We start from the raw sequence: 26,189 nt of genomic DNA, 5'->3' as shown, positions 1-26,189 counted from the left end.
GCCAACTCCGCCGGGGGAGGATGGAAGGACGAGACGGCCGGGTGGGGATGTCGTCCCCCACCCGGCCGGTCGGGTCAGCGGGCTGCGGCCTCGATCACCTGGGTGACCTTGGCCGGGTGGCTGACCATCACCGCGTGCGAGGAGCTGACCTGGCTGATCGTGGAACCGGCGCGCCGGGCCATGAACCGCTGGGTCTCGGGGGCGATGGCCTGGTCCTTCGTGGCCACCAGGTACCAGGAAGGAATGGTGCTCCAGGCTGCGGCCGTGGCCTTCTCACCGAACGCCGCGGCCGCGATCGGTCGCTGGGTGGCGGCCAGGACGGCGGCGGCGCGCTTCGGCACGTCGGCGGCGAACACGCTGCGGAAACCGGCCGGGTCGAGGTAGAGGTCGGTGCCCCCGTCACTGGTCGGCACCGGGACCGTGGGCGCCACGGGAATCGGGTTGGCCACCTTGCGGCCGGCCAGATCGCCCACGCTCTCGCCCTTCTCGGGGGCGAACGCGGTCAGGTAGACGAGTGACTTCACCTTGTCGTCACCGGCCGCCGCCGCGCTGATCACGGCGCCGCCGTAGGAGTGCCCGACCAGCACGACCGGGCCGTCGATGCTGTCCACGAGACTGCGCACCGAGGCGGCATCCTCCGCGATGCCGCGCAGCGGGTTGCCGGCGGCGCGGACGGGGTAGCCGTCCTTGCGCAGACGCTGGATCACGGACGACCAGCTGCCGGAGTCGGCCCAGGCGCCGTGCACCAGGACGACGGTGGGCTTCTGCCCGGAGGGCACGCTCTTCGTGACCGGCGCGCTCGCCACGACCGGGGTGGTGCGGTGGTCGGAGGTCGCGGCGTACGAGACGGCGGGGACGGCGATCGCTGCGCCGGCGGCCAGGGCTGCGGTGACGGCGAAGGTGATGCGTCGGGTGCTGGCCATGATGAGGACTCCTGGGTAGAGAGATCGGTCGTTCTCTTTGATGGTTCGAGCTTGGACCATGCAGGTGGCAACTGTCAAGAACGATCGTTCTGTCTAGTAAAGTGGGCGACATGCCAGTCGTGTCCGAACCCCGTGAGCGCCTCCTGCGCACCGCCGCCGGCCTCTTCTACTCCGAGGGCATCGGGCGGGTCGGCATCGACCGCCTGGTCAGCGAGGGTCAGGTCACGCGGGCCACGTTCTACCGCCACTTCCCGAGCAAGGACGACCTGGTGGTCGCCTACCTGCGGGCCGAGGACCAGAAGCTCCGGACCGGCCTGGCCGGTCTGACGGATCGGGCCCTGTCTCCGGCCGACTCCCTGCGGGCCATCGCCCACGGCATCGGTGACGGCATCTGCCGGCCCGGGTTCCGGGGCTGCCCGTTCATCAACGCCGCCGCCGAGTACCCCGACCCGGAACATCCCGTACGTCAGGTCGTTTCCGAGCACCGGGCGTGGTTCCTGGACACCGTGATGGCGATCATCGGGCAGATCTCGCCCGGTGAGGCCGAGATCGCGGGTCGCCAGTTCGTGATGATGCGCGACGGCGCGATGGTCGCCGGGTACACCGAGCAGCCCGAGGTCGCGGTCCGGTCGCTGCACGAGGGCACCGAGCGTCTGCTCTCACAGCTGGCCCGGTGAACCTCCCTCATCCTTGTTCGTGATCATGCAAAGTCTCCCCGGGGAAACTTTGCATGATCACGAACAAGGATGAGGGGACGAACGAGGTTGGGGGCACGGTCGCGGGGGACGAAGGTCCCACCGGTAGCGTGCTGGCATGTCCGAGAACCTTTTCGTGCCCTGCTCCGTAGCTTTCGTCGTCGGGGCGCAGCGGTGAAGCCCTTCGCGCTCACGCTGCCCGGAGACGTGCGCTTCGGCGCGGGACGGGCCGCCGAGGCCGCCGACGTGGTGGCCCGGGCCGCCGGTGAGGGCGGTGTGCTGCTGGTCACCGGGTCGGGCGACCGGCACGCGGCGCCGCTGCGCGAGCGCCTGGAGAAGGCGGGGGTCACGGTCACGACGGTCCGGGTCGTGGGTGAGCCGACAGTGGACGCGGTGGGGGACGCGGTGGGCACGGCCCGTCGCGCGGGTGTCTCCGCGGTGCTGGGTGTGGGTGGCGGTTCGGTCCTGGACACCGCCAAGGCGGTGGCGGCCCTGGTCGGCAACGGCGACCCGCTCGACCACCTGGAGGTGGTCGGCCGTGGTCAGGCGCTGTCCGGGCCGGTGCTGCCGTGGGTGGCGGTACCGACCACGGCCGGTACCGGCTCGGAGGTCACCCGCAACGCGGTGCTCACGGCCGGGCGGGTGAAGGTGAGCCTGCGGTCGCCGGCCCTGCTGGCGCTGGCCGCGGTCGTCGATCCGGACCTGTTGCAGGGCCTGCCGCGTGATCCTCTGGTGCACGGCGGGCTGGACGCGCTGGTGCAGCTGATCGAGCCGCTGATCTCGCGCCGGGCCAACCCGGTCACCGATGCCCTGGCCCGGCAGGGCCTGGCCGCGTCACTGCGGGCCTTGCCACGTGCCGCCGCCGAGGGCACCGACGACCCGGAGGTGCGCGCGGACCTGGCGCTGGCCTCCCTCCTGGGTGGAGTGTGCCTGGCCAACGCCGGTCTGGGCGCGGTGCACGGTCTGGCCGGGGTGGCCGGTGGCATGCTCGGCGCCCCGCACGGAGCCCTGTGCGCGGCGTTCCTGCCGGCGGTGCTCGAGGCCGACCTGGCGGCGTTGCGTCGCGCTCCCGACCCGGTGGCGCAGGGCCGTCTCGATGCTCTCGGCCCCCTGGTCACGGGCGACCCGCAGGCCGGCGCCGAGCAGGCCGTCGCCGCGCTGGGTGCCCTCGTCCGTGATCTGGGTGTTCCCGGCCTGACCGAACTGGGCCTGCGGGACGCCGATGTGGACGAACTCGTCGAGGGGGCGCTGGCCGCGTCGTCGACGAAGGCCAACCCGCTGCCGCTGACCCGCGAGGAGTTCACGACGGCGGTGCTCGCCTCCCGCTGAACCGTGCGACGGACGCCGGGCCCGGAACCCGGCGTCCGTCGGCGCGTCAGCAGGTCAGCAGGTCAGCAGGTCAGCGACGGGCCGCCCGGCCCAGCTGAGTGATGCCGTCCGGCAGCGACTTCTGCGTGATGCTGGTCCCGGGGTCCGCAGCGACCCAGTCCGGGTGACCAGGCATCGGCGGCACCGTGGTGCCGTACAGCCAGTCCTGCAGGAACACGCTCAGATCCTGGCCCGACACCTTCGAGGCCAGGGCGATGAAGTCGGCCGTGGACGCGCTCTCGCCGGAGTACTTCTTCGTCCAGGCCCGCTCCAGCTTCACGAAGTCGGGCGTGCCGATCTTCTGCCGCAGCGCGTACAGCACCAGGGCGCCACCGCCGTAGACATTGCTGTTGAACACGTCGTAGACGTCACCGCTGAGGGGCTGGGCCACCGGCCCGTTCTCGGCCCGCTCGGAGTTCGCGTCGCGGTAGAGACCCTTCATCGTGTCGTCGAAAGAACCGGGCAGCATGCCCCGGTCCGCGGCGTACAGCAGCTCATACCAGGTGGCGTGGCCCTCGTTCAGCCAGACGTCGCTCCACTCCCAGGGAGCCACGTCGTCCCCGAACCACTGGTGCGCCAGTTCGTGTGTCATCACCGGCTCCCACACCGACTGCGGGTATGTCCACCACGGGGTGTCGTAGAGAGACAGGGTCTGAGTCTCCAGCGCGAAGCCCAGTTCGGTGTCCACCACCAGCGATCCGTACAGGTCGAACGGATACTTCCGGACCTGCTTCTGCATCCAGGTGATCTGGCTCCTGGAGACAGCGAGCCTGGACCGGTACTCGTCCACCAAGCGGGTCGGGACCACGTCGCGCACCGGGACCCCGTTCACGTCTCCCTGGTCGATGACGGTGAACTTCCCGGCCGCCAGCTGCGTCAGCTCGGTGGCCATCGGCTGGCGCTGCTCGTAGGTCCAGGTGGTGCGCCCGTCGCCGGTGGACTTCGTGCTCTTCAGAACCCCGTTGGCCACGGCCGTCTCACCGGTCGGCACGTTCATCTCGATGGTGAACGAGGCCTTGTCGCGGGGATGGTCGTTGGACGGGTACACCGCGTGCATCGCGTTCGGCTGCCCCGACGTCGCCGAGCCGTCCGGGGTGATGAAGAAGACCGTGGACAGCAGCTGGTCCGGGTTCGCCACCGTCGGCCTGGCGGTGAAGTGGCTGACGGTCACCCGGAAGGTCTCCCCGCGGTACAGCGCCCGGGCCGGGGTGATCACCAGTTCCTCGCCCACCCGGCTGAACGTCGCGGGCTTGCCGTCGACCGTGACGCCACCGACCGCGTCCCCACTGAAATCCAGGTCGAAGCTCGAAAGATCCTGCGTGGCCTTGGCCTTCAGGGTGACTGTGCCGTCGATGCCGGACGCCGGATCACTGCTCGCGTATCTCACGCTCAGGTCGTAGTGACGCGCGTCGTAACCCCCGTTGCCGAGCGTCGGGTACAGCCGGTCGCCGATGCCGGCGCTCCCGGGACGGGGGTCGAACGCGGGTTGCCGGCCGACGGTGGCCGCGCCGGCACCGGAGGCACCCACGGTGGCCAGGAAACCGAGACAGACAGTCGCCGTTGCGGCGACAGGGAATCGCAAGCGGGAACTCATCATGCACTGCAACGTATGCCTCTCCCGGCGACGTCGTGGCCGAGACCTGCGGGTAATTTCCGATCCTTTCGCAGAACCGGTCACGAGCCGGCCGACTATTTGTTGACGCCTATTGATGTCACCGGTTAAATTCACTCCGGTTACCGAAGAACGTGGTTCTGGTTTTCGGAAAGTCTTTCACCGCAACGCATTCACTAATAATCAGGAGTGTGACCAGGCCATGAAGGCAGCGGCGCGTATCAGGTTGGGCTTACTCGGCGGGATCATCGGGGTGGCGGTGACGGCCTGGTCCCCGGCCTCCGCGAATGCGGCGACGGAATCGATCACCGTGGTGTCGTCCGTCGCCACCACGGCGCTCACGCCCGAGCAGATCACCGAGCCCGGGACGTATTCGTTCCAGTTCGCCGCCGAGGTTCCCGATGGTGGACGCCTGCGTCCGCTGGACGCGAATGTCGCCGAGGGCGGCGAGTTCTCCGACGGGGTGGTGGTGGAGGACGCCGACGGGACCGTGGTGGGCGCCTACGACGAGCCCTACACGGTGGCGCAGGACGGTTCGTTCCTGCCGACGACCTACCGCATCGACGGCACTGACCTGATCCAGACGGTCACGGTGGACGAGGGGGACGCGGTACCCGCGACCGTCATCTTCTCGGACTACGCACCGGTCGGGGCCACCACCGACGTCGCGCCCCCGAGCCTTCTCCGGGCCGCCGCCTTCGTGTCGGTGCCGGCCGGCTACGTGTACAACCCGGAACTGGGCAGCCTCCACGACTACTGCACCAGCTCGCCGGACTCCTGGGCCAGCGCCGACTTCCGCGGGCCGTGCGCCACGCACGACATGTGCTACGAGGTACCCGGTGATCACAAGGCCGCCTGCGACGCGGCCTTCAAGCAGGACCTGTACACCAACTGCAACTACGCCTACGGATCCCTCAACCCGCTGCGGGCCACCTGCCGGTCGATCGCCGTGGTCTACTACGCAGCCGTCACCGCCTTCGGCGACGACGACTGAATGATGGCCGGGAAAATACTTTCCAGGCCGAAGTGCGGAGATGGACGGGGCGATCCGTCATTGTCACCGCCGCCTGTCAGGGGTAGCCTCGAAAGCTGCGTCCACGAGTGTCATCCGTGAACGAGACCCGTATCGGGCCCTTCCCGCGACGTGATACTTCGGCAGGTCGAGGAACCGGGAAACTATTTTCCCGACAGTGGTTCTCGGGCCCGGAATCGGTGACCGGAGCCGCCCCCCGCACGACCCGCGTCCGCTGGCCGATTCCGGCAGTCTCACGCCGGGCGCCCCGTCGTTGACGGAACGACGGGGCGCTCGTGACAGTGAGATCGTTCCGATCTCACAGCGAGCGGGTCGTTCCGCGCCGTCCGGCACCGGCCGCGGATTCCGGGCCCGTTCCCCTGACCACGTGGGAGCCTGTCATGAGTCCGTCCACATCGCTGCGTCAGCAACGCCTGCTGATCCTCGTCCTGACTGTCCTGATCATCGGGCTGGGCACCCGCTCGGCCCACGCCGAGACCGTTCAGAACCGCACCGCGGCAGATCCTTCCGCCGCAGCTGAGGCATCCGGGGATAAACTCGACCGGGGTTTGGTGGTGCTTCGCTCCGGGGAGAACAACTTCCTGTCCTGGCGCCTGCTCCCGTCCGACCCGGCCGGTGCGGCCTTCGACGTCTACCGGGGTTCGGTCAAGGTCAACGACCAGCCCGTCACCGCCGGCACCAACTTCACCGACGCCGATGCGCCCGCCGGGGCTTCCTACACCGTGCGGGCCGTGAGTGACGGCGTCCCAACGCTCGCGACCGCACCCGGGGCCTCGGCGACCGCGCTGGCCGCCTCGTCCATGGACGTGCCGCTCAGCAAACCCGCCGGCGGGACCACACCCGACGGGGTGGCGTACACCTACGCCCCCGGGGACGCGTCCGTCGGTGACCTGGACGGTGACGGTGCCTACGAGATCGTGCTGAAGTGGGACCCGTCCAACGCCAAGGACAACTCCCAGAGCGGTTACACCGGCAACGTCCTCATCGACGCCTACGAACTGAACGGCACCCGGCTGTGGCGCATCGACATGGGCCGGAACATCCGTGCCGGAGCGCATTACACGCAGTTCCAGGTGTTCGACTACGACGGTGACGGCAAGGCCGAGGTGGCGATGAAGACCGCCGACGCCACCAAGGACGGCACCGGGGTGGTGATCGGCAGCTCCGGCGCCGACTACCGCAACAGCTCCGGCTACATCCTGAGCGGCCCCGAGTTCCTCACCGTGTTCAGCGGCCAGACCGGAAAAGCCCTGGCCACGGCCGACTACGTGCCGGCCCGGGGGACCGTGTCGTCGTGGGGCGACTCGTACGGCAACCGCGTCGACCGGTTCCTGGCCGGCACGGCCTACCTCAACGGTTCCTACCCCAGCATCGTGATGGCCCGCGGCTACTACACCCGCAGCGTCATCGCGGCCTGGGACTTCCGGGGCGGGGTACTGACCCGGAAGTGGACCTTCGACAGCAGTTCCTCCACCAACGGCCCGGCCTGGACCGGGCAGGGCAACCACCAGCTCTCGATCGCCGACGTGGATGCGGACGGCAAGGACGAGATCCTCTACGGGGCCATGGCCGTCGACGACAACGGGTCGGGCCTGTGGGTCAACGGCCAGGGCCACGGCGACGCCTACCACGTGGGCGACCTGATCCCCTCGCGCGCCGGGCTGGAGGTGTTCAAGGTGGACGAGGACACCTCGAAACTCGCGGCCTGGATGGCCGATGCCCGCACCGGGGCGATCCTCTGGTCGAACGCCTCGTGCGGGTGTGACAACGGCCGTGGGGTCTCCGACGACATCTACGCGGGCAGCGCGGGCGCCGAGTCCTGGTCGTCCGGCGTCAGCGGCCTGTACAACACCAGCGGCACGAACATCGGCCGCAAGCCCTCCAGCACCAACTTCGTCATCTGGTGGGACGGCGACGCCCAGCGGGAACTGCTGGACAGCAATCACATCGACAAGTACGGCACCAGCGCCGACACCCGCCTGCTGACCGCCGACGGCGTCACCTCGATCAACGGCACCAAGGCCGTACCGGCCCTGCAGGCCGACATCCTCGGCGACTGGCGTGAGGAAGTGATCTGGCCGACCACGGCCGGCACGGCTCTGCGGATCTTCTCCACCACCGACACGACCAGCATCTCCCACGTGTCCCTGATGCTGGACCGGATGTACCGCGAGGCCGTGGCCTGGCAGAACACCGCCTACAACCAGCCGCCCCACCCCAGCTTCGCCCTGGGCAGCTGAAACCAGCCGGACCGGGGAAGATCCGTGCGGCCTGTCCGCACGGATCTTCCCCACGGATGGATGGCGGGTTTATGGGCGGGCGGCCCGGGCGCGCGCTTTGATCGCGAGGATCACCTCGGTCTTCGCGTCGGCGTAGTCGTTCGAGTCGTCCCACCGCCGGCTGAGCAGGTCCCTCTTGACACTCTCGTACACGGCGCGGTCGGCTGCATCGGTGCGCAGATGGTCACGCAGCAGCAGGTACTCGTGCACCGCGGCGTCGCCTCGTTCGTACACGTGCACGTGAACGTCACGAGTCAGGCTGCGCACCAGCCGATGCCCCGGCTCACGCACCCGTAGTTCGTAACCGGCGGTCAGGAGGGACGGGAGGTAGTCCTCCTCGGCGGTGATGTCGGGCACCGCCACGACGATGTCGATGATTGGCTTGGCGGCCAGGCCGGGGACCGACGTGGACCCGATGTGCTCGACGTCGACGTCCACCGTCGTCAGCGCATCGAGGATCCGCCGCCGGTGCTCCTGGTAGCCCTGCGCCCACCGGGCCTCGTAGCTGTGCAGCTCGAGTTTGAGCGCCTCAGGGCCTCCGATGATCTCGACCGTCGTGACGTCCGGCCGGTGCGGCTTGCTGCTGTTCGTCATCGGTACGTTCTCCCCGCTGTGCGACGTGGTCGGCCCTTGCCGCCGCCACGCCGGGTCCGGTGAGATGACAAGCTTGCCAGCTTATCTCCGGCCAGACTCCAGCTCAAGCGGGTCTCACACGACGGGAGCAGACGATGACCGGCACCGGCAGCATCTCCGACGGGTTCCACACCTTCGACGAGCTGTACGAGTTCAGGTTGCTCTACCACGCCCACGCCGTCCGGGCCTGGCTGGCGGCCGGGTATCCCGTCGTCCGCTCCTGGAAGCACTACGACGGTGAACCCTGCTTCGGGGGCGGCTGGTTCATCGTCGTGGCGCAGCTGCCCACCGGGCAGGTCAGCAACCACTACCGAACCGCGAACTGGTCATTGTTCGCCGGCGTGCCCGAGGCCGGGACCGCGCCCGAGTGGGACGGGCACAACGTCGCCGATGTTGCCCGCCGGATGCGTGCGCTCCTGGAGAACGGCGGATCCTGACGTTCGGCGGGTCTCAGATCTGCGCCGTGAGACGCCGGATCAGGACGACTGCAACGAGCACGTCATCATGACGTTGTCCGGTATAGGGCACATCCCGGCCATAGGCTGGGGGATCGCAGGATCACGACAGCGACGGTGGCCGGCTGTCATGGTCGCCGTCCTCATCATCTCCTCGCCAACTAATTGATTTACTTAATCAACGGGTCTGGATGGAGGGCATGCCCGAGGAAGCCGAGCGACGCCGGCAGGAGGTGGCCCGGATGACCGAGGTGCTCGTCCGGGTAACCGGCAACGTCGGGAGGGCGAGCCGGAAACGGCCCGGTGCCCGTGATCTCGTGCTTCTGGAGGCGGTCCGGCGGGTCGGGAAGGTGCGGCCGAAAGACCTGGCCGAGTATCTCGGTCTCTCCCGGGCCGCGATCACCCAGCAGGTCCAGGCCCTGACGGCGGCCGGGGATCTGGAGGCCCAGACCGATCCCGGCGATCGGCGCTCGCGCTTCCTCCAGGTGTCGCCGGAGGGGGAGAAGAAGGTGGCCGCGCTGAACGAGCGCGGCCACCAGCGGTGGACGTTGTTCAGCGCGGACTGGGACGAGGACGAGATCGCTCTCCTGGCCGATCTTCTGCTCAAGCTCGAGAGTTCCATCGCCCGGGCGGTGCGCGGTGACGCGCCGGTCACCGGCACACCCTGGCGCGGCCCGGCAGCGGGTGGTGGACGCCGAGCAGGCCCGCCTCCCGCAGCCGGCCCTGGGCCTGTCCTAGGTAGTGACCGCGGGCTCGTTCAGGAACACCGACATACTGTTGTCGCGTCGGCGTCTCAGAGTGGGGGCATGACCGAGAACGTGAACACCCTGACCAGCTCCACCGCCCGGCACTCGCTCGATGAGTGGCTGACGATGTGGAACACCGACGGCGACATCGCCCGGCAGATCTGCGCCGACGACTTCCGCATCCACTTCGCCGTGACCGAGCCCGACGGGTCGACCCCCGCCGACGACATCCGCACCGCCGACGACTTCGCGCGGTATCTCGGCTGGTGGCACGCGCAGAACCCGGGCGTGGTCTTCACGGGTGTCGCCGATGCGATCGACGGGGACCACGGCCGGCTGCTGTGGGACGTCGAGGCGGGCGGTCACCGCGCGGGTGGTGTCGACGTGTTCGACTTCGCCGAGGACGGCCGGATCCGGCGGGTCTGGTCGGTCGGCGGGCAGCGGAGCATGCGGAGCTGACGGCCGACACCGCACGTGTTTGTCTCTGCCAGACTTGAGGTATGAAGCGAGCCGAGCGGCAGTACGCCCTCGTCGACCTGCTCCGCGGAGCAGGTCGGCCGTGGTCCGCCGCCCGGCTCGCCGCCGAGTTCGGCGTGTCCTCGCGCACCATCGAACGTGACATCGGGTCGCTCCAGGCGGCCGGGGTGCCCCTCTACGCGGATCATGGGGCGGCGGGCGGTTACTCGATCCTGCGGGAGTACTCGCTGCCTCCGCTGAACCTGTCCGCCGCCGAGTCGCTGGCGGTGCTCGCCGGGCTCGCGCTGCTGGAGTCGTCGCCGTTCCAAGGGGCGGCCCGCCGCGCCTGCGCCAAGATCGCCGCCGTCATGGACGAGGAACACCGCGCACCCGTGCAGGAGATGCTCGGGATGATGCAGGTCGTCGACGCCGTCACCCCGGCGGACGGCGCTGTGCCGCTGGGGATGCTCTCCGACGCGATCGCCGCCCGGCGCGTCGTGCGGATCACCTACCTCGGTGAGGACGAGGACAGCACCCCCACCGTCCGCGACGTCGAGACGATGGGGCTTCTGCGCGCGGGTGACGCCTGGCTGCTCGCCGGCTGGTGCCGCCTGCGGGAGGCGATCCGCGGCTTCCGCATCGAGCGGATCACCCGCCTGGAGATCCTCGGCGAGGTCGCGCCGCCCCGCGACCCGGCCCTTCTGGAGGCCGACCTCGCGCGGTGGCCGACGCGGCGCCTCGCCTGAATCCCCGTCCGGCCCTGAGCCTCAGTGCCCGTCGCTCGACCAGTGGTTGCGGTCGACGGTGGCCGGGCTGAAGTGGCGCACGCCGTAGGTGGCTCCCACGGCGATCAGCTGGGCGTTCGTGCCGTCCTGAGGCCGGGTCGTGATCTTCACCGTGGTGCCGTCGGCCCTCTTGATCTTGAGGGTGGACGCCGGCCACTGGGTTCGCATGTCGATGGCGTCTCCGGTGTTGTGGCGGCTGTGCAGGGCCGGGGCCGTGCGCAGCGTGGAGTCGACGCCGAGGGCGCTGAGCAGGCCGGCGGCGGCCCGGACCGAGGTGGCGGTGTCGGGCTGTCCGCTCGCGGTGCGGTGCAGCCAGCAGACCCGGGCCGCCTTCTCGCCCGCCACCGGTACGTAGGCCGGTACGTCCTGGGGTGCGATCTGCTGCTTGCTGACCAGGTAGCTGAAGTGCATCAGGTACGAGCGCTGCGGCGAGCGCATCGTCGACTGCGGCGAGACGGTGATGCCGGCGTCGGTCATGGCGTCGATGAACGCCTCGACGCCGGGCCGGAACGTGTCGTTGAGGGCGGTGACGTCACGGTTGCCGCCGGGGAAGCGCGGGTTCCAGGAAGCGCCGCTGAGCTGCTGGTCCGTGCACAGCAGGGTGAACGTGGTGGCGGCCGACTCGATGCTGCAGCCACGGGCCTGGGCGTCGCTGACCACCGTGGCCAGGGCGCTGATCCGGTACGGGCGCCGGGCCGACACCCGGCCCGGGTAGGTGTGCGTGACCGGCCAGACCTTTCCGGCCGCGGCCCCGGACAGGTTCACGGTCTGCGGTGCCTTCCCGTCACCCCAGGCGATGGTCAGGCGGAAACGGCAGCCGGCCGTGCTGACGGCGCTGGACCAGGCCAGCGCGACGTCGGGGTCGCTGCTGGCACAGGTGTCGGCGCCACTGAGGCACGACGGTGCCGTCGGCGCGGACGCCGAGGTTCTGCCCACCCCGAAGGTCACCGCCGCGCGGGCGGCGGCCGATCCGGTCGCGGCCGTGCCGACCAGCAGGCCCATGGTCACCATCACGCTGATCAGTGCATAACGCACCGTGGTGGTCGTCATCCGTCCCTATCCCCGAGAGCCGCTGTGCTTGCACGACGTCTCTCGGCCGGGGCCGGGGGCATTTCACGACCGGGAGGGGCTCAGATGCTCAGGACCGGGTAACCACTCCGGCAGGCTAATGCGCCATTCCCACACACGCCGCGAGGGCGTCAAGGTGCCGTTCGGTGTAGAGCCGGTGCTCCCGTTCCCCGATCAGGCCGGCCCGGGCCCTACGACGTCAGCCGGATCAGGGTGATGCCGTCGCGGACGGTCAGCATCACCTGCTCGACCCGGCGGTCGTGCCGCAGCAGGGTGTTGAACTCGTGCAGGGCGCGCACCATCACGCGTTCCTCCGGATCCTGCGGGACCAGGCCGCTGTGCAGCGTGTTGTCCACGGCGATCACGCCGTGCGGGCTGAGTTTCGGCAGGACCGCCTCGAAGTAGCGGACGTAGCCGGTTTTGTCGGCGTCGATGAAGACCAGGTCGAACGGGCCGGGCAGGTTTCGCACGGTCGGCAGGGCCGGGCCGACGCGCAGGTCGATGCGGTCGGCGTGCGGTGAGGCGGCGAAGTGGCCCGCGGCGATCGCGGCGTTGCCGGTGTCGATCTCGCAGGTGGTGATCCGGCCGCCCTCCGGCAGGGCCGAGGCCATCGCCAGGGCCGAGTAGCCGGTGAAGGTGCCGATCTCCAGCACGTTCCGGGCCCGCCCGAGATGGACCAGGGTGGCCAGCAGGTGAGCCTGCGGGGCGTCGGACATCATGAACGGGCGGTCACTGAGACGCCGGGTGTCGGCGGCGACCGCGGCCAGCGCGGGGGACTGGGGGCTGGAGTGCGTCTGCGCGTACTCCTCGATCCCGGCGTCGACCATCGGCCGGCGCCGTCCCAGCACGGTGGCCGCGGCCCGCCGGGCGCGCTGGGGCAGACCGCCCGGGCGCGGGAGGTCGCTCTCGTAGGCGTCAGCTGTCACGAAATGCTCCTGGATCGGTCCGGTTGGGGGGTTTCGCCAGGAGACAGGGGATCTCGCGAGCGCCGGTGGGGTCGGGAATCCACAGCGTACAAAGGGTTTCGGGGTAACAGGGAAGAATTTCCGGGCCCGCCGGAACTTCAGCCGGGTGCCGGTACGAGCTAACACCCCGGGTGGCGTCGCGGTATCCGCCGGAACGGTGAAGGCCGCCCGACCGCTAGGGTCCGGTTCATGAGTCAACTCGAGGACGTCGGCGACCAGGACGGCTGGCGCTGCTGGGTGTGTGACGAGCCGGTGGATCCGAATGCCTCGGTGAACGACGACCGGGGGCCCAGTGTCGACGCCCGCACGGCCAAGCCGCGGGCCAAGGTCGGCCGGGACTTCGCCGGGGCCGAGCGCCTCGCCCACCGCGCCTGCAACAGCAAGAAGGGTGCGAACACGCCGGTGATCCCCTGGCCCGAGGGCCCGCTGATCATCGAGCCGGCCCCGCTGATCGCGGTCGCCGAGCGCCTGCACCGCAAGGGTGGCCGCGAGATCGTGGCCCGCTGCCCCGACGAGGCCGAGGCCTCCAGAACCGCCGCATGGCTGCAGGACCGTTTCTCCCGCCTGGCCCCCGGCCTGCCGGTCACGGGCAGCGTGGACGCCGGCGGCGGTCAGTACCTGGTGTCGCTGACGGTGGCGCGCCGGCGCTGAGCCGCGCCTAAGCCGGGGTGCGCCCCGCCGACCAGGCCGCCCACAGCCCGGCGTAACGACCGCCGGCGGCGACCAGCTCGTCGTGGCGGCCCTGCTCGACCACCCGGCCCCCGTCCATCACCAGGACCAGGTCGGCCAGGACCGCCTGGGAGAACCGGTGCGCCACGAGCACTCCGGTGCGCCCGGCCAGCACCCGCTCGGCCGCGGTCTCCAGGGCCCGGGAACCGGCGCTGCCGGCCTCGGCGGTGGCCTCGTCGAGGATGGCCACCAGCGGATCGGTCAGCAGCACCCGGGCCAGGGCGAGTTGCTGGGCCTGCTGTGGGCCGAGTTCGTGCCCACCCTCACCGACCACGGTCTCCAGACCGTCCGGGAGGGCACCGACCCAGGTGTCCGCGCCGACGTCGGTGAGCGCGTCCATCAGCCTCTGCTCGTCGGCGTCGGGGGCCGCCAGACGTAGATCGGCCGCCAGTGTGCCCGCGAAGACGTGCACCTCCTGGGTCACCAGAACCACGGACGCGCGCATCGTCGCCGGGTCGAGGCCGGACAGGTCCGCCCCACCGATACTGATGCGGCCGTGGTCGGGCCGCCGGACCCCGGCCAGCAGCGCGGCCAGGGTGCTCTTCCCGCCACCGCTGCCACCGACGAGGGCGACGGTGCTACCGGCCGGGACGGTGACGTCGAGACCGTGCAGCACGTCGTGGCCCTCGACGTAGGCGTGACGCAGCCCGTTCGCGACCACCTCACCGTCGCGCGGGCGTACGTCCGAGGCGTGCACCGCGGAGGTGGTGCCGTCGGTGGGCACCTCGGTGACGCCGACGATGCGCGCCAGGCTCGCGGTGGCCGACTGCAGGGTGTCGAGCAGGAACAGCATGCGGTTGATCGGGCCGAACAGGTTCACGAAGTACAGGGCGGCGGCGCTGGCGGTACCCACGCTCGCCAGATCTTCGCGCACCAGCACGAAGCCGGTCACCAGCACGGTCGAAAGTCCCATCGCCTCGGCCAGATTCAGCCGGCTGAAGAAGCTCATGTGCAGCCGCACCACACCGACCGTCCGGTTCAGGCTGTCGTCGACCCGGTGACGCACCAGCTCGACGTGCTCGTCGGCCAGACCGAAGGCCCGCACGGTGGGTGCCCCGCCCAGACTCTCCAGCCACTGCTGCTGCTCGGCGGCGCCGGCGGTCCGGGTGCGTGCGTACATCGGCCCGGAACGGCGCATGTACCAGCGGCTGGTCCAGACCTGCACCGGCACGGCGACCAGCGCCGCCAGCAGGAAACGCCAGTCCAGGACGGCCAGGCCCACCGCGGTCAGGGCGATCACCAGGGCCGCCTGCACGAACTGCGGCACCGCGGTGCGCACGGCCTCGCTGACCATCGCCACGTCCTCGGTGACCCGGGAGATCAGGTCGCCGGAGCCGCCGCGCTCGATGCGTTCCAGCGGCAGGCCCAGCGCGTGCTCGACGAACGCCTCGCGCAGACCGGCCAGCACCTGCTCACCGACCCGCGCGACCGCGGCCAGTCCGATCCAGGCCAGCAGCGCCTGCACCAGCGCGGCACCGGCCAGGGCGAGTGCGCGCCGGGTGATCGGGCCGGTGTCGCCGCGGGCCGCGAGGTCGACGATGTCACCCAGCAGCGGGGCCGTGACCAGGCTGACGGCGGCCGAGGCGACCAGTGAACCGACCCCCAGCAGCGCCGGGGCCCGGTGCACACGCAGGTGCCGCAGCACGGCCTGCCGGCTGCGGCGGGGAGAACTGACGGGAAGAGTGGTGGTCATGCCAGCACCGCCTCCTGGTACGCGGGGTGGCCGCTCATCAGGTCGGCGTGCGGGCCGTCGGCCACGATCACGCCCTCGTGCAGCATCAGCACCCGGTCGGCGCCGGCCAGCAGCGCGGGGCTGGATGTGATCAGCACCGTGGTGCGCCCGGCCCGGATCTCGCGCAGGCCCTGCGCGAGCGCCGACTCGGTGACCGTGTCGACGGCGGTGGTGGGGTCGTGCAGCACCAGGACGCCCGGGTCACGCAGGAGGGCGCGGGCCAGGGCGACGCGCTGGCGCTGGCCGCCGGACAGCGAACGGCCGCGCTCGGAGACCGCCGCCTCCAGCCCGCCCGGCAGCGTCTCGGCCACCTGGTCGGCACCGGCCGCGGCCAGGGCGTGCTTGACCGCCTCGGCCTCCGCGCCGGGCTGCCCGGCCAGCACGTTCGCGGCGAGAGTGCCGGTGAACAGGTCGGGTTCGTGCGGGCAGACGAGCACCGTCTCCCGCAGCCGCTCCGGGTCCAGATCGCGCAGGGTGATGCCGTCGAGGGCGATCTCGCCCTGGTCGGGGTCGAGCTCACGCCCCAGGTAGCGGCGCAGCGACGACGCGGCCTCGGGGGAGGTGGTGAGTACCCCGGTGATCCGGCCGGGCTCGATCTCCAGGTCGACACCCGCCAGCCCCGGACCGTGCACCCCGGTCAGCGCGATGCGACCGGCCGGGCCGGGTGCGAGCTCACCGCCCACGACGGCCGGCGGGGCCTGGAGCAGCGCCGCGATCCGCACCGCCGAGGCCCGCCCGGCCGCGACGGTCGCGATCACACCGCCGAAGCCCGACAGTGGCTCGAGCAGGAACTGGGCCAGGCCCACCGCCGAGACCAGCTGGCCCACGGTGATCGACCCGTCGGCGGCCAGGCGTCCGCCGACCAGGGCCACCAGCGCCAGGAACCCACCGTTCAGCGCGATCACGGCGGCCTTGAAACCGGCCTCGGTGCGGGCGTTGTGCACGCTCGCGGCCAGGGCCTGGCGGCTGGTGACGCGGTAGCGCTCGCTGCCGGCCCGTTCCGCGCGCAGGCCTTTGATCACCCGTACGCCGCGCACCAGGTCGGTGGCCACCCCGGCGGCCCGGGCGGCCTGCTCCTGCTGCACCGAACTGCGCTGCTCCAGCGGGGAACTGATCGCCCGCACGGCCAGCAGCAGCAACGGGGCGCCGATCATCACCAGCGCGCCCAGCGGCAGCGACACCGTCAGTAGCACCACGCTGGCGAACACCACTCCGACGGCCGCGGCCAGTCCCTGCGTCACCTGGTAGTGCACGGCCGTGGTGCGGCGCACGTCGGAGGTCGCGATGTTCACCGTCGCGCCGGGCAGCATCGTGCTGTCCGCGCTGCCCCGGCTGTCGAGGGTGCGCCGGGCCACGTCGACGCGCAGCGACCGGGCGGCCTCGACGCTGGCGCCGAACCCGACCTGGAACCCCAGCCGGCCGCACACCGACAGCGTCGCGAAGGTCGCGAGCAGAACCGCCAGCCAGAGGACGAGCCGGCCGGTGTCGCCGGTCGTCACCGCCCGGTCGATGATCAGGCCGACCAGTAACGGCACCGCCGCCTCACCGGCCTGGTGCCCGGTCGAGAGCGCGGAGGCCAGCGCCATGCGGCGCTTCTGGTCGAGGAGGGAGCGGCGCAGCAGAGCTCGGCCGGCCTGTTCGGCGGACCGTTGTTCGGAATTTTTCACAGTATAGGCAAGCCTAACTTAATGCTGATCCGCTCCGTGATCGGCCGGGCGGCCGAACAAGAGTTCTGGGGAGGCACCGACCGCGACCTGGTCGCGCCGGGCTTCCTGATGCCCGTGCTGGTCGGTCAGTTGCGGCCGGGGGCCGAGCGGGTCACCTTCGAACAGGGCAGTGGACGCTGGAAGGCGCAGCTCTCGCAGGCGGGCTACCACGACGTCCACCATTCGCCGTTGTACGACTACTGGTCGGCGCCGGCCTTCCTGATCACGGCGCACGGCGAGGCCCGCCGCGAGTAACGGCCTCCGGCCAAATATCCTGGTCCCATGGAACCCGTGCTCGATCTGGCCGCCTTCGTCTCCGCATCACCGACCCCGTACCACGCCGTGGCCGAATCGGTGCGGCGCCTGAGCGCGGCGGGCTTCACCGAACAGGTCGAGACGCAGGACTGGGACGACACCCCGGGCGGTCGCTACCTGGTGCGCGACGGCACGGTGCTGGCCTGGTTCACCGGTGGGCACGGCGTGCGCCGGGCCCCGCTGCGGATCTTCGCCGCCCACACCGACTCCCCGACCCTGAAGGTCAAGCCGCGCCCCGACACCGGGGTTGCCGGGTGGCGGCAGGTCGGCGTCGAGGTCTACGGCGGGGCCCTGTGGAACTCGTGGCTGGACCGCGACCTCGGCCTGGCGGGCCGGCTGGCGCTCTACGACGGCAGCGTGGTACCGGTGAACGTCGCCCGTCCGCTGCTGCGCGTGCCCCAGCTGGCCATCCACCTGGACCGGGAGGTGAACCAGGGCCTCAAACTCGACCCGCAGCGTCATCTGCTCCCGATCTGGGGTCTGGGTGCCGCCCGCGAGGGCGACCTGCTGGAGTTCCTGGCCTCCGAGACCGGGGTCGACGCCTCGCAGATCGCCGCCCACGACCTGGTCGTGCACGACCTCACCCCGCCGGCCCGGATCGGCCGCGACGAGGAGCTCTTCGCCGCCCCGCGGCTGGACAACCAGCTCTCCCTGCACGCCGGGGTCACCGCCCTGATCGCCGCATCCCGTGAGAACGTGCCCACCACACCGGTTCTCGTCGGCTTCGACCATGAGGAGATCGGTAGCGACAGCGCCACCGGAGCGGGCGGCCCGCTGCTGGAGCGGCTCCTGACGCACCTGGCCGGGGGAGCCGAGGGCCGCGACCCGGTCTTCGCCGCCGCGCGTGCCCTGTCGTGCGACGTCTCCCACGCCGCGCACCCCAACTACCTGGAGCGCCACGACCCCTCACACCTGTGCGTGCCCAACGGCGGCCCGCTGCTGAAGGTCAACGCCAACCAGCGCTACGCCACCGACGCCCCGGGTGCGGCGGCCTGGCGGCGGGCCTGCCGCGACGCCGCGGTGCCCTCGCAGGTCTTCGTGTCCCGCAACAACATTCCCTGCGGCTCGACGGTCGGCCCGATCCTCTCGACCCGCCTGGGCATCCGCACCGTCGACGTCGGCGTGCCGATCCTGTCCATGCACTCCGCCCGCGAGCTGTGCGGCGCCGACGACCCGGGCCACCTGGCCACCGCGGCCACGGCGTACCTGACCGACCCGGCCTGAGGTGGTCGCGGAAGGTTCGCATGATCACGAAGGTCAGCACACCTGGGTCGAGCCCGCCTGAGCGGCGACGGCCGGGCCGCGGCCACACACCACTTGTCCAACCGCATGCCCGGCTGCTCGCACCACTTGCCCACAGACCCGCACCACCGACGACGAGACCGCAGCTTTCATCCCGCCGGCTGTTCCCGCTCAAGCGGCCGGGCCCGGAAGGCCTGGCCGGAGCCCGGTAGGCCCACCATCGCGATCGGCCAGGGCGGTACCCATGTCCTCGTGGCAGCCAACGACGGCTGCGCCGTGCAGGCGAGCCGGATCCGGTCGTCTCCGCCTCCGGTGCGAACTCGGCACCCACGAACAGTCGAGGCCTGCGGGTCAAGGGTCTGGGTCGGCCCGGCGGAAACGGCCTGGTGAAATGCCGTACTCACGGCGGAACGCAGCGCTGAAGGCGAACTCCGTGGAGTAACCGGCGCGGCGGGCGATCGAGGCCAGCGGGGCGTCCGACTCTTTCAGCAGGCGGGCGCCGTGGGAGAGACGGGACTCGCTCAGGTAGGAGCGCAGCGGCTGTCCGGTGACACCGGTGAAGCGCCGGGAGAACTCCCGGCGCGGCAGGCCGGCCCGATCGCTGAGTTCCTGGGCCGTCCACGGCCGCGCAGGGTCCTCGCGGATCTGGCGCAGGACAGGGTCGATCGCCGGGTCATTGTCCGGAGCATCGGCGGGGTTGTGGGCCAGCCACTGGCGCAGCACGTGGGTCAGCATCAGATCCAGCAAGGCCGCCCGGGACACCTGCCCGCCGGGCCGGGCGTTGGAGACTTCCGCCTTCAGCAGGTCAGTCAGCGCTTTCAGCTGCCCGTCGTCGGGCGTCACCGCCATGACCGGAGGAAGCGAGCGCAGGTAAGGATGAGCAGTGCCGTGCGCGAGCCAGTACGCCCCGCACAGGAACACCGCGTCCGCGTCCTCGACCGAAGGCGGCGCACCCAGGACGGCCGGGGGCAGAGCCTGCATCGACACCGGTGCGTGGCTCAGCCCGTGAGGTGCGCCTGCGGCCGTGAAGACGACGTCGCCGGACCTGAGCTGCCGGGGAGCCTCGTCGGGGGAGATCAGGAACGCCGTTCCGCGGATCAGGACATGAAAGCCGCTGACCGGATGACCGGGGTAGCTCAGCCCCCAACTGCCGGTGCCGGTGACCCAGCACGCATCGGCCCGGCCGATGCGCACGCTGTCGATCGCCTCGCTCACCACGTCCACAGCGGCTGATCGTATGTTCTGCACACGCCGGAGCATGGGCGGGGGGAGCCGCGGCCGGTTGTATCGAGGACGTCACATCATCGACGTCTGGAGCTTCACACCGTGCAGGACCAGGTCAACCACACAGACATCATGCTGCCGCAGGCCATCGCCTGGATCGAGCCCACCACCGAACAGCTCGCCGACCAACTGCTCGATGCGGCCGAGCTCCCGGAAGGCGCGCGGATCCTCGATGTCGGGGCCGGCACCGGGCCGCTGGTGATCAAGGCCGCCGAGCGCGGCTACCAGGTGGTGGGTATCGACAACGCCCCACTGACCACGACCTACCTGAAGGGACGCGTGGAGCCTTACCCGAACGCATCCGCGGATCTGGCCGACGCCAACGCCCTGCCCTACCCCACGGATTCGTTCGACGCCGCCTTCTCCGTCCTGGCCGTCATGTACGCCGGACCAGACGCGGTGGCCGAAATGCGCCGGGTCGTCAAGCCCGGCGGCACCGTGGCGATCGTGCACTGGGCGAAGCCGCACATGTCCCCTTACACGGAAATCATCTGGAGTACGAGTAAGGAACTCTCCGTCGACCTTCCGCACATGGGGGCGGACGACTTCGCGGCTCTGCTCAGCAAGGCCGGGTTCACGGACGTGCGCGTCGATCCGATCGAGGCCAGCTACCCGATGCCTCCGGCCGGGGAATTCCTTCTCGAGTTCTCCCCGTTCCTCGTCGCCTCGCCCGCGTACCGGACCATGAGCCCGAGGAACCGCGCCGACCTCGACATCGCCCTGGCCGAGCGTGTGCGCCGAATCGAGACCGGCCAGGATCCGCGCCCGGTCTTCGAGGCGCTCGTGGCCTGGGCGCGCGCCTGAGCGGTGGATCCGAGCGGTGATCTCAGCGGCACAACGGTTATGGTCCGTGGCGGGAACGCTCAGGTGTCGCCCACCGGGGTGGGCGGATCCCGGACCGGCGCCGTGTGCCCTGGCCAAGGTGCTGATTGTGCCGGCGCACCAGCAGGCTGCGTCTGAGGTACGTGTAGCTGCTGGCCACGACCCATGATCGACCACCTCTGACCACCCTCGGCCTCGGCAGAAAGTCAGGCCGGGCCCGAGGGCCGACAACCCCGTTCGGGGCTGATCGAAAGGTAACGGGGCGGGATCGTGACCACATTGGCGCCGGAGCGTTCGTAACCCACTGAAGTGGGGCGACTTCCGTCCATCTCTAGTAATCTCTAGTAAATAAGTAGAGTATGGACGCAGTCGTGCACCGGGAGAGGGTGGTTGGCGTGGGCAGGTCATGGTTGAGGGGGTGGTCCGGGGCGGCGCGGGAACGTGAGGCCGCCACCGCGACGGGAGTGCCGGAGCGGTCCCTGTCGCGCGACGCGGCAACCTGGCGGGCTGCTGCCGTACGCCGCCCTGGTTCCACGCCGGATGGTGCCCGGGCTCCGGGGCTGATGGCCGGGGCCGAGGAGGACATTCTCCTGTACGGCCGCGGCGACATCATGCGGGCCGTCACCGCCGAGGTCCCGTCGAAATGGCCCTCCGGGCAGCGGATTGCGCCATCGGCCGGGGCGAAGTACCGATGACCGGCCGGTTCCTGGCCGTCGATCTCGACGGTGACGGTGCCCTTCCCGCCGCGTGGCGCGCGGCACCTGCCGCACCGCGTACGAGGGCACGACTCCGCGCGAACACCTGAATCCGCCGGTGCACCGCCCCGACCGTGGCTCGTGGGCGGCGTGCGTGGTGTGGGTGTTCTCGCTCTTCGGGCAGGCGTACTGGTGCGTCTACTTTCTACGTGACGTAAAAGCTGGCTAGGGTTCTCTACGCCGCGTAGAAGCGTGTCGCGGCGTTCCCGACCGCACGCGACCTCACGTCGCCTCACGTCACTGGAGCCCGCCATGACGCTGCCCGCCGATGCCGATGCCGATGCCGGCCCGGATGCCGGCCCGGCGAACGGGCCCGACCTCGAGATCCGGGACGAGGGCCGGGTGCTGCCCCCGGTGCGGCGCCCGCCCAGGCAACCGTGGCGATCCCTGTTGCTGCGCCTGCATTTCTACGCCGGCATCCTGGTCGCGCCGTTCCTGGCCGTGGCCGCGCTGACCGGCCTGGCCTACGTGTTCAGCCCGCAGGCCGACCACCTGGTCTACGGCCACGAACTGCACGCCGGCGCCGCCGGCCACCCGGAACTGCCCCTGGCCCGGCAGATCGCCGCGGCCCGGGCCGTGCATCCGGAGGGGACGATCGCGAAGATCATCCCGGCCCCCACCGAGGCCGATACCACCCGCGTCGTGCTCGACGTCGAAGGCCTGGGAACCGACCGGCAGAGAACGGTCTTCGTCGACCCGTACACCGCCGAGGTACGCGGAGCCCTGACCACCTGGTTCGACTACACGCCCCTGCGCACCTGGCTGGACGACTTCCATCGCAACCTGCACCTGGGCGACGTCGGCCGGGTCTACAGCGAGGTGGCCGCCAGCTGGCTGTGGGTGGTCGTGCTCGGCGGCCTGGTGCTGTGGTGGCAGCGACTGCGGCGCCCCACCCGCGACCCGCGGGGATCCTGGGAACGAGCGCTCACCCCGAACCTGACGGCTCGCAAGGGAGTCCGCCGCACCCGGGGCTGGCACGCGGCCACCGGGGTGTGGCTCGCGGTGGGGTTGCTCGGCCTGTCCGCCACCGGCCTGACCTGGTCCCGGTGGGCCGGTGGCAACTTCGGCGAGGTCCTCGACGCGCTCGACGCCCGCCGGCCCACGGTCGAGAGCACGATGAAGGACGAGCATCACGGCGATCAGGCGGCGCCCGGTTCCGGGGGTGGTCCGGCCGAAACCGTCCAGGAGACGGAGGTGATCGACCGGGCCGACGCCGTGAGGGCGGCGGCCGCGAGCGCCGGTGTCGAGGTGGATCTGGAACTCACCCCGCCGGCCGACGCGTCCCACGGCTGGGTGGTGACCGAGAACGACGCCACCTGGGCCGTGCACCGCGACAGCGCCGCAATCGACCCGGCCACCGGTGCGGTGCTGGGCGTCACCCGGTACGCGGACTGGCCTTTCCTGGCCCGGCTCACCGGTTTCGGGGTCGCCGCGCACATGGGCACCAGCTTCGGTCTGCTCAACCAGGTGCTGCTGGCCGCGCTGGCGATCGGGCTGATGTGCGTGATCGTCTGGGGCTACCGGATGTGGTGGCAGCGCCGCCCCGCCGGAACCCGCTTCTCCACCGGACCCGCCCCGAAGGCCGTTGCCTGGCCAACGTTCCCACGCGCGTCCGTAATTGTCGCCGTTGCCCTGACCGCGGCCGTCGGATGGTTCCTGCCGGTGCTGGGTGTCACCTTGGTGGGCTTTGTCGCGGTGGACGTGGTGGTGCGCCGGTGGGGCCGAAGGGGGAAGGGGACTACGCCGGTCCCGCCTCCCGCTCGGACGTGAGGTGGTCCCATGATCCGGCGTCGTCCCCGGCTCGGTGGAAACTCGGTCAGGACGCCTCGCGTACGGAGGCTTCGAGCTGAAGGCTGAGCTGTTGCAAGGTGGTCTGGACGTCGTCGCCGGTGCTGACCCGGTGCACCTGAAGGAGCATGTCGGTCAGCAGCAGGGCGCCCTGAGCGAGCAGGCCGTCGTCGGTCAGCGAGGCGAGAAGCTGGGCCGCGCCGTCCTTGTCGCCTCGATCGCGGGCGGCGATGACGCCCGCGACGCGCTGGGCGGCGTCGACCAGCTCGAGGAGCTCCGCGCGGCGGCCGGTCACGGAACGATCAGCCCGGCGGTCTGGGAGCGGGCGCGCTCGAACCGGGACTGAACGTCGGCCCAGTTCACGATGTTCCACCACTGCTTCACGTAACTGGCCTTGTCACTGGTGTACTGCAGGTAGAAGGCGTGCTCCCACATGTCGAGCATCAGCAGGGGCACCAGGCAGGTGGCCACGTTGCCCTGGTGGTCGTACAGCTGAACGATGTGGAGGCGTTTCGCGAGGGTGTCGTAGGCCAGGATCGACCAGCCGGAACCCTGCAGGCCCAGGGCGTTCGCGGTGAAGTGGGCCTGGAAGGCGTCGTAGGTGCCGAAGAACTCGTCGATCGCCGCGGCCAGGTCGCCGGTGGGCCTGTCACCGCCGTCCGGCGACATGTTCGGCCAGAACACCGAGTGGTTGACGTGGCCGGCCAGGTGGAAGGACAGGTTCTTCTCGTACGTGCCCAGCGCCCCGAACGACTTCTGCTCGCGGGCTTCGGCGAGCTGGTCGATCGCCGTGTTCGCGCCGGTCACATAGGCGCTGTGGTGCCTGGAGTGGTGCAGCTCCATGATCGTGCCGGAGATGTAGGGCTCGAGTGCGGAGTAGTCGTACGGCAGATCGGGCAGGGAGTAGTCAGCCACGTCGTCTTCCTGTTGCGAAGTCTTGGCAATAAGAACCTAGCGCAGGAAAGTGCGGGCGGTCACGGGTGGACGCGCTGTGAGCGGCCGGCCAGGTGTTGTGGTGGTCGATCCCGTCTACCGGGAAGACCTCAGCGCTCGCGCCATCGCCGCGTGAGCCGGCGTCGGGTGCCCCTCGTCGAACAGGAAGTCGTGGCCCTGCTGCAGGCCACCGTCATCATCGATCCACCAGTCGTAGCGGTCGTCCACGCCCCAGGTGGTGTAGGAGACACAGGTGCGTGAGCGCAGACAGGTGGCCAGCACGGCGGCGTACTGCTGCGCCTGGGCGTCTGTTCCCCGGTCGTCCGTGACGTCGTTCTCGGAGATGCGCACGTGCAGCCCGGCCTGCTCGAAGAGGTGGAGCGTATCGGTGAGGTCCTCGGTGGAGATGGCGTCGGTCCGCAGGTCGTAGACGTGGGACTGGAGGCCGACGCCGTAGATGTGACCGCCCCGCGCGTTGGTGTCGCGGGCCAGTTCGAGCAGAGCGTCCTGACGGTCGCCCGGCACGTCAGCCCCGTTCTCGTTGATGAACTGCCGGACGTCGGGGTCCGCGTCGTGGACGGCGCGAGAGACGATCGCCGGGTAGCCGGGCCCGAAGGTCCGGTACCAGATGTTCTCCTGGAGGCTGGTGCCCTGGTCGACGTCGAACGGCTCGTTGACGACGTCGAGCGAGGCGAGCCGTCCCTTGAAGTGCGTCACCACGGTGGTGACGTAGTCGAGCAGAGCGTCGGCGCTGGCCCGGCGCTCTTCCCCGGACCCGGTGGGGAGCTCCTGCATCCACTGAGGCATGGCTTCGGTGAAGGCGATGGTGTGCCCGTGCACCGCCATACCCCTGCTCTCGGCCCTGTCCAGGATCGCGTCGGCCTCCTCGAAGGTGTAGACGTCCCGCTGCGGGGAGAGGAACTGCGGCTTCATCGCGTTCTCGGGGGTGATGCCCCCGAAGTCGCCGAAGAACTCCCGCGCGTAGTCCGCGTCCGAGGCGAGCGGACCGAGCGCGACCGCCGCGCCGATCGTGAAGCCCGGACGGACGCGGTCGGCGAGCGCCTGCAGCCCCTCCGCCGCCGGCTCGGTCTGCGCGACGGCGGGGCCTGCGGTGGTCAGCGAGGCACCCCCGGCCGCGGCGGCGGTGAGCGAGCTGACCCGGAAGGAGCCGTCGTCGCTCGACAGCCCCAGCCAGAGCTCTCCCGACTCGAACACCCCGCCGAAAGGCACGGAGGCCACGGTGTTCCCGTCGCTCGCGATCTCGAGCGTGTCCCCGGATCGACGCACCGAGACAGCAGCCCCCGGATCGGGGACCGTCACGTGCTCGTCGTACACCGGCCGGGGGTCGGTCACATCCTGCTGGTGCGAGCCGTCGAAGACGATGACCTCGAGGTCATCACCGTTGAGGGTGAGCCGCAGACCGGCTGGTTCGATCCGGAACTCATCGGCGATCACCGGCGGGCTGTCGTAGACGGCCCAGGACGCATCGGCCGTGATGTCGGTGAGGAGCGCGCTGAGGGAGAAGTTGCCCTCGGTCATCAGGTGCGTACCGGCCAGATTGAGCGGCGGGTTGGGCTGACGTCCCCCGCTGTCCCCGCCGTCATGGTCAAGGATGGTGAACGCGGTTGCGGTGACCCGCAACCCGTCCCCGTCGGCCGTCACCCCCGGCACGTGCTGCCAGTCCTGCTGGAGCAGGTCGACGACCTCCTCCGGGGGTGCCGGCGCGGGCGAGGAGCATCCCGCGACGGCGAGCAGCAGGCCTGATACCAGCGCGATCAGCCGGCGCGGGTCCCCGGCCCCCGGATTCCTGGACATGAGTGCCTCGGCGCCGACCACGCGCGGATCATAGGACATGCCTTCGGCCC

Annotated in this window: 24 protein-coding genes and 1 pseudogene; 14 read left to right on the top strand and 11 right to left on the bottom strand. The window is 70.6% G+C overall.

Annotated features, from left to right (window positions below; all coding sequences use genetic code 11):
• Nucleotides 1–74: 74 nt before the first annotated feature.
• Complete coding sequence (locus LR393_RS23495; protein ID WP_231486319.1) at nt 75–923, bottom strand: alpha/beta fold hydrolase; 849 nt, start codon at nt 921–923, stop codon at nt 75–77.
• Nucleotides 924–1,033: 110 nt separating this feature from the next.
• On the opposite strand from LR393_RS23495, the gene LR393_RS23490 reads away from it, so the two are divergent.
• Both LR393_RS23490 and LR393_RS23485 read left to right on the top strand, forming a co-directional pair.
• Entirely contained in the window at nt 1,034–1,600 is a 567-nt protein-coding gene (locus tag LR393_RS23490) for a TetR/AcrR family transcriptional regulator (protein ID WP_231486318.1), read from the top strand.
• 192 nt (nt 1,601–1,792) lie between these two features.
• Nucleotides 1,793–2,947, top strand: coding sequence for an iron-containing alcohol dehydrogenase (locus tag LR393_RS23485; protein ID WP_231486317.1), 1,155 nt, complete (start codon nt 1,793–1,795; stop codon nt 2,945–2,947).
• A gap of 70 nt (nt 2,948–3,017) precedes the next feature.
• Here LR393_RS23485 and LR393_RS23480 read toward each other — a convergent pair whose 3' ends face one another.
• Nucleotides 3,018–4,514 (bottom strand): M1 family metallopeptidase, encoded by a 1,497-nt coding sequence (locus LR393_RS23480; protein WP_231486316.1) that lies wholly within the window; start codon nt 4,512–4,514, stop codon nt 3,018–3,020.
• A 343-nt stretch (nt 4,515–4,857) separates the two neighbouring features.
• Here LR393_RS23480 and LR393_RS23475 point away from each other — a divergent pair, with 343 nt between their 5' ends.
• Both LR393_RS23475 and LR393_RS23470 read left to right on the top strand, forming a co-directional pair.
• Nucleotides 4,858–5,592, top strand: a complete 735-nt coding sequence (locus LR393_RS23475) for a phospholipase A2 (protein WP_231486315.1) — start codon at nt 4,858–4,860, stop codon at nt 5,590–5,592.
• A gap of 419 nt (nt 5,593–6,011) precedes the next feature.
• Entirely contained in the window at nt 6,012–7,871 is a 1,860-nt protein-coding gene (locus LR393_RS23470; protein WP_231486314.1) for a rhamnogalacturonan lyase, read from the top strand.
• Nucleotides 7,872–7,940: 69 nt separating this feature from the next.
• On the opposite strand, the gene LR393_RS23465 is transcribed toward LR393_RS23470, so the two are convergent.
• Nucleotides 7,941–8,504: a GrpB family protein gene (locus LR393_RS23465; protein WP_231486313.1), complete on the bottom strand. Its 564-nt coding sequence runs from the start codon at nt 8,502–8,504 to the stop codon at nt 7,941–7,943.
• Nucleotides 8,505–8,638: 134 nt separating this feature from the next.
• On the opposite strand from LR393_RS23465, the gene LR393_RS23460 reads away from it, so the two are divergent.
• From LR393_RS23460 to LR393_RS23450, 4 genes and pseudogenes are all read left to right on the top strand, one after another.
• Nucleotides 8,639–8,980 carry a WDGH domain-containing protein gene (locus tag LR393_RS23460; RefSeq protein WP_231486312.1) on the top strand — a complete coding sequence of 114 codons (342 nt, stop codon included), beginning with the start codon at nt 8,639–8,641 and terminating at the stop codon, nt 8,978–8,980.
• A gap of 209 nt (nt 8,981–9,189) precedes the next feature.
• Nucleotides 9,190–9,459, top strand: a pseudogene (locus LR393_RS37140) (MarR family transcriptional regulator); the annotation flags it as partial.
• Nucleotides 9,460–9,804: 345 nt separating this feature from the next.
• Nucleotides 9,805–10,203 (top strand): nuclear transport factor 2 family protein, encoded by a 399-nt coding sequence (locus LR393_RS37135; protein ID WP_345718648.1) that lies wholly within the window; start codon nt 9,805–9,807, stop codon nt 10,201–10,203.
• Nucleotides 10,204–10,244: 41 nt separating this feature from the next.
• Nucleotides 10,245–10,946 carry a helix-turn-helix transcriptional regulator gene (locus LR393_RS23450; RefSeq protein WP_231486310.1) on the top strand — a complete coding sequence of 234 codons (702 nt, stop codon included), beginning with the start codon at nt 10,245–10,247 and terminating at the stop codon, nt 10,944–10,946.
• A 21-nt stretch (nt 10,947–10,967) separates the two neighbouring features.
• On the opposite strand, the gene LR393_RS23445 is transcribed toward LR393_RS23450, so the two are convergent.
• The gene (locus tag LR393_RS23445; RefSeq protein WP_231486309.1) at nt 10,968–12,035 is read right to left on the bottom strand and encodes a hypothetical protein; all 1,068 of its coding nucleotides are present in this window, start codon (nt 12,033–12,035) and stop codon (nt 10,968–10,970) included.
• 209 nt (nt 12,036–12,244) lie between these two features.
• The gene (locus LR393_RS23440) at nt 12,245–12,979 is read right to left on the bottom strand and encodes an O-methyltransferase (protein WP_231486308.1); all 735 of its coding nucleotides are present in this window, start codon (nt 12,977–12,979) and stop codon (nt 12,245–12,247) included.
• 228 nt (nt 12,980–13,207) lie between these two features.
• On the opposite strand from LR393_RS23440, the gene LR393_RS23435 reads away from it, so the two are divergent.
• Nucleotides 13,208–13,669 (top strand): hypothetical protein, encoded by a 462-nt coding sequence (locus tag LR393_RS23435; RefSeq protein WP_231486307.1) that lies wholly within the window; start codon nt 13,208–13,210, stop codon nt 13,667–13,669.
• A 7-nt stretch (nt 13,670–13,676) separates the two neighbouring features.
• Here the strand turns inward: LR393_RS23435 and LR393_RS23430 are convergent, their stop codons facing one another.
• Nucleotides 13,677–15,440, bottom strand: coding sequence for an ABC transporter ATP-binding protein (locus LR393_RS23430; RefSeq protein ID WP_231486306.1), 1,764 nt, complete (start codon nt 15,438–15,440; stop codon nt 13,677–13,679).
• Complete coding sequence (locus LR393_RS23425) at nt 15,437–17,146, bottom strand: ABC transporter ATP-binding protein (protein ID WP_231486305.1); 1,710 nt, start codon at nt 17,144–17,146, stop codon at nt 15,437–15,439. Before LR393_RS23425 ends, LR393_RS23430 begins: the two co-directional genes overlap by 4 nt.
• Nucleotides 17,147–17,167: 21 nt before the next feature.
• On the opposite strand from LR393_RS23425, the gene LR393_RS23420 reads away from it, so the two are divergent.
• Nucleotides 17,168–17,440: a hypothetical protein gene (locus tag LR393_RS23420; RefSeq protein ID WP_231486304.1), complete on the top strand. Its 273-nt coding sequence runs from the start codon at nt 17,168–17,170 to the stop codon at nt 17,438–17,440.
• 27 nt (nt 17,441–17,467) lie between these two features.
• Complete coding sequence (locus tag LR393_RS23415) at nt 17,468–18,724, top strand: M18 family aminopeptidase (protein ID WP_231486303.1); 1,257 nt, start codon at nt 17,468–17,470, stop codon at nt 18,722–18,724.
• 369 nt (nt 18,725–19,093) lie between these two features.
• On the opposite strand, the gene LR393_RS23410 is transcribed toward LR393_RS23415, so the two are convergent.
• Nucleotides 19,094–19,966 carry an AraC family transcriptional regulator gene (locus LR393_RS23410; protein ID WP_231486302.1) on the bottom strand — a complete coding sequence of 291 codons (873 nt, stop codon included), beginning with the start codon at nt 19,964–19,966 and terminating at the stop codon, nt 19,094–19,096.
• A 102-nt stretch (nt 19,967–20,068) separates the two neighbouring features.
• On the opposite strand from LR393_RS23410, the gene LR393_RS23405 reads away from it, so the two are divergent.
• The 3 genes from LR393_RS23405 to LR393_RS23395 all read left to right on the top strand — a co-directional run bounded on the left by LR393_RS23405 (nt 20,069) and on the right by LR393_RS23395 (nt 23,373).
• Nucleotides 20,069–20,830 (top strand): class I SAM-dependent methyltransferase, encoded by a 762-nt coding sequence (locus tag LR393_RS23405; protein WP_231486301.1) that lies wholly within the window; start codon nt 20,069–20,071, stop codon nt 20,828–20,830.
• Nucleotides 20,831–21,243: 413 nt separating this feature from the next.
• A complete protein-coding gene (locus LR393_RS23400) occupies nt 21,244–21,543 on the top strand; it encodes a hypothetical protein (RefSeq protein WP_231486300.1) in 300 nt (99 codons plus the stop codon).
• Between the two features lie 312 nt (nt 21,544–21,855).
• The gene (locus LR393_RS23395; protein ID WP_231486299.1) at nt 21,856–23,373 is read left to right on the top strand and encodes a PepSY-associated TM helix domain-containing protein; all 1,518 of its coding nucleotides are present in this window, start codon (nt 21,856–21,858) and stop codon (nt 23,371–23,373) included.
• Between the two features lie 46 nt (nt 23,374–23,419).
• Here the strand turns inward: LR393_RS23395 and LR393_RS23390 are convergent, their stop codons facing one another.
• From LR393_RS23390 to LR393_RS23380, 3 genes are all read right to left on the bottom strand, one after another.
• Nucleotides 23,420–23,686, bottom strand: a complete 267-nt coding sequence (locus tag LR393_RS23390) for a hypothetical protein (protein ID WP_231486298.1) — start codon at nt 23,684–23,686, stop codon at nt 23,420–23,422.
• Nucleotides 23,683–24,306 carry a superoxide dismutase gene (locus LR393_RS23385; protein ID WP_231486297.1) on the bottom strand — a complete coding sequence of 208 codons (624 nt, stop codon included), beginning with the start codon at nt 24,304–24,306 and terminating at the stop codon, nt 23,683–23,685. Before LR393_RS23385 ends, LR393_RS23390 begins: the two co-directional genes overlap by 4 nt.
• Nucleotides 24,307–24,420: 114 nt before the next feature.
• Complete coding sequence (locus LR393_RS23380) at nt 24,421–26,160, bottom strand: endo-1,4-beta-xylanase (protein WP_231486296.1); 1,740 nt, start codon at nt 26,158–26,160, stop codon at nt 24,421–24,423.
• Nucleotides 26,161–26,189 lie beyond the last annotated feature (29 nt).

Source organism: Kineosporia mesophila (genome assembly GCF_021129235.1).
Taxonomy (GTDB): Bacteria; Actinomycetota; Actinomycetes; order Actinomycetales; family Kineosporiaceae; genus Kineosporia; species Kineosporia mesophila.
The sequence above is the reverse complement of the archived record's forward strand: the minus strand, read 5'-3'. Positions and strand labels throughout refer to the sequence as shown.

Excerpts from the sequence above, each read along its gene's own strand:
- LR393_RS23445 (WP_231486309.1), bottom strand. The coding sequence starts at position 12,035 with ATGACGACCACCACGGTGCGTTATGCACTGATCAGCGTGATGGTGACC.
- LR393_RS23465 (WP_231486313.1), bottom strand. The coding sequence starts at position 8,504 with ATGACGAACAGCAGCAAGCCGCACCGGCCGGACGTCACGACGGTCGAG.
- LR393_RS23495 (WP_231486319.1), bottom strand. The coding sequence starts at position 923 with ATGGCCAGCACCCGACGCATCACCTTCGCCGTCACCGCAGCCCTGGCC.
- LR393_RS23460 (WP_231486312.1), top strand. The coding sequence starts at position 8,639 with ATGACCGGCACCGGCAGCATCTCCGACGGGTTCCACACCTTCGACGAG.
- LR393_RS23450 (WP_231486310.1), top strand. The coding sequence starts at position 10,245 with ATGAAGCGAGCCGAGCGGCAGTACGCCCTCGTCGACCTGCTCCGCGGA.
- LR393_RS23415 (WP_231486303.1), top strand. The coding sequence starts at position 17,468 with ATGGAACCCGTGCTCGATCTGGCCGCCTTCGTCTCCGCATCACCGACC.
- LR393_RS23420 (WP_231486304.1), top strand. The coding sequence starts at position 17,168 with ATGCTGATCCGCTCCGTGATCGGCCGGGCGGCCGAACAAGAGTTCTGG.
- LR393_RS23435 (WP_231486307.1), top strand. The coding sequence starts at position 13,208 with ATGAGTCAACTCGAGGACGTCGGCGACCAGGACGGCTGGCGCTGCTGG.
- LR393_RS23430 (WP_231486306.1), bottom strand. The coding sequence starts at position 15,440 with ATGACCACCACTCTTCCCGTCAGTTCTCCCCGCCGCAGCCGGCAGGCC.
- LR393_RS23395 (WP_231486299.1), top strand. The coding sequence starts at position 21,856 with ATGACGCTGCCCGCCGATGCCGATGCCGATGCCGGCCCGGATGCCGGC.
- LR393_RS23470 (WP_231486314.1), top strand. The coding sequence starts at position 6,012 with ATGAGTCCGTCCACATCGCTGCGTCAGCAACGCCTGCTGATCCTCGTC.
- LR393_RS37135 (WP_345718648.1), top strand. The coding sequence starts at position 9,805 with ATGACCGAGAACGTGAACACCCTGACCAGCTCCACCGCCCGGCACTCG.
- LR393_RS23490 (WP_231486318.1), top strand. The coding sequence starts at position 1,034 with ATGCCAGTCGTGTCCGAACCCCGTGAGCGCCTCCTGCGCACCGCCGCC.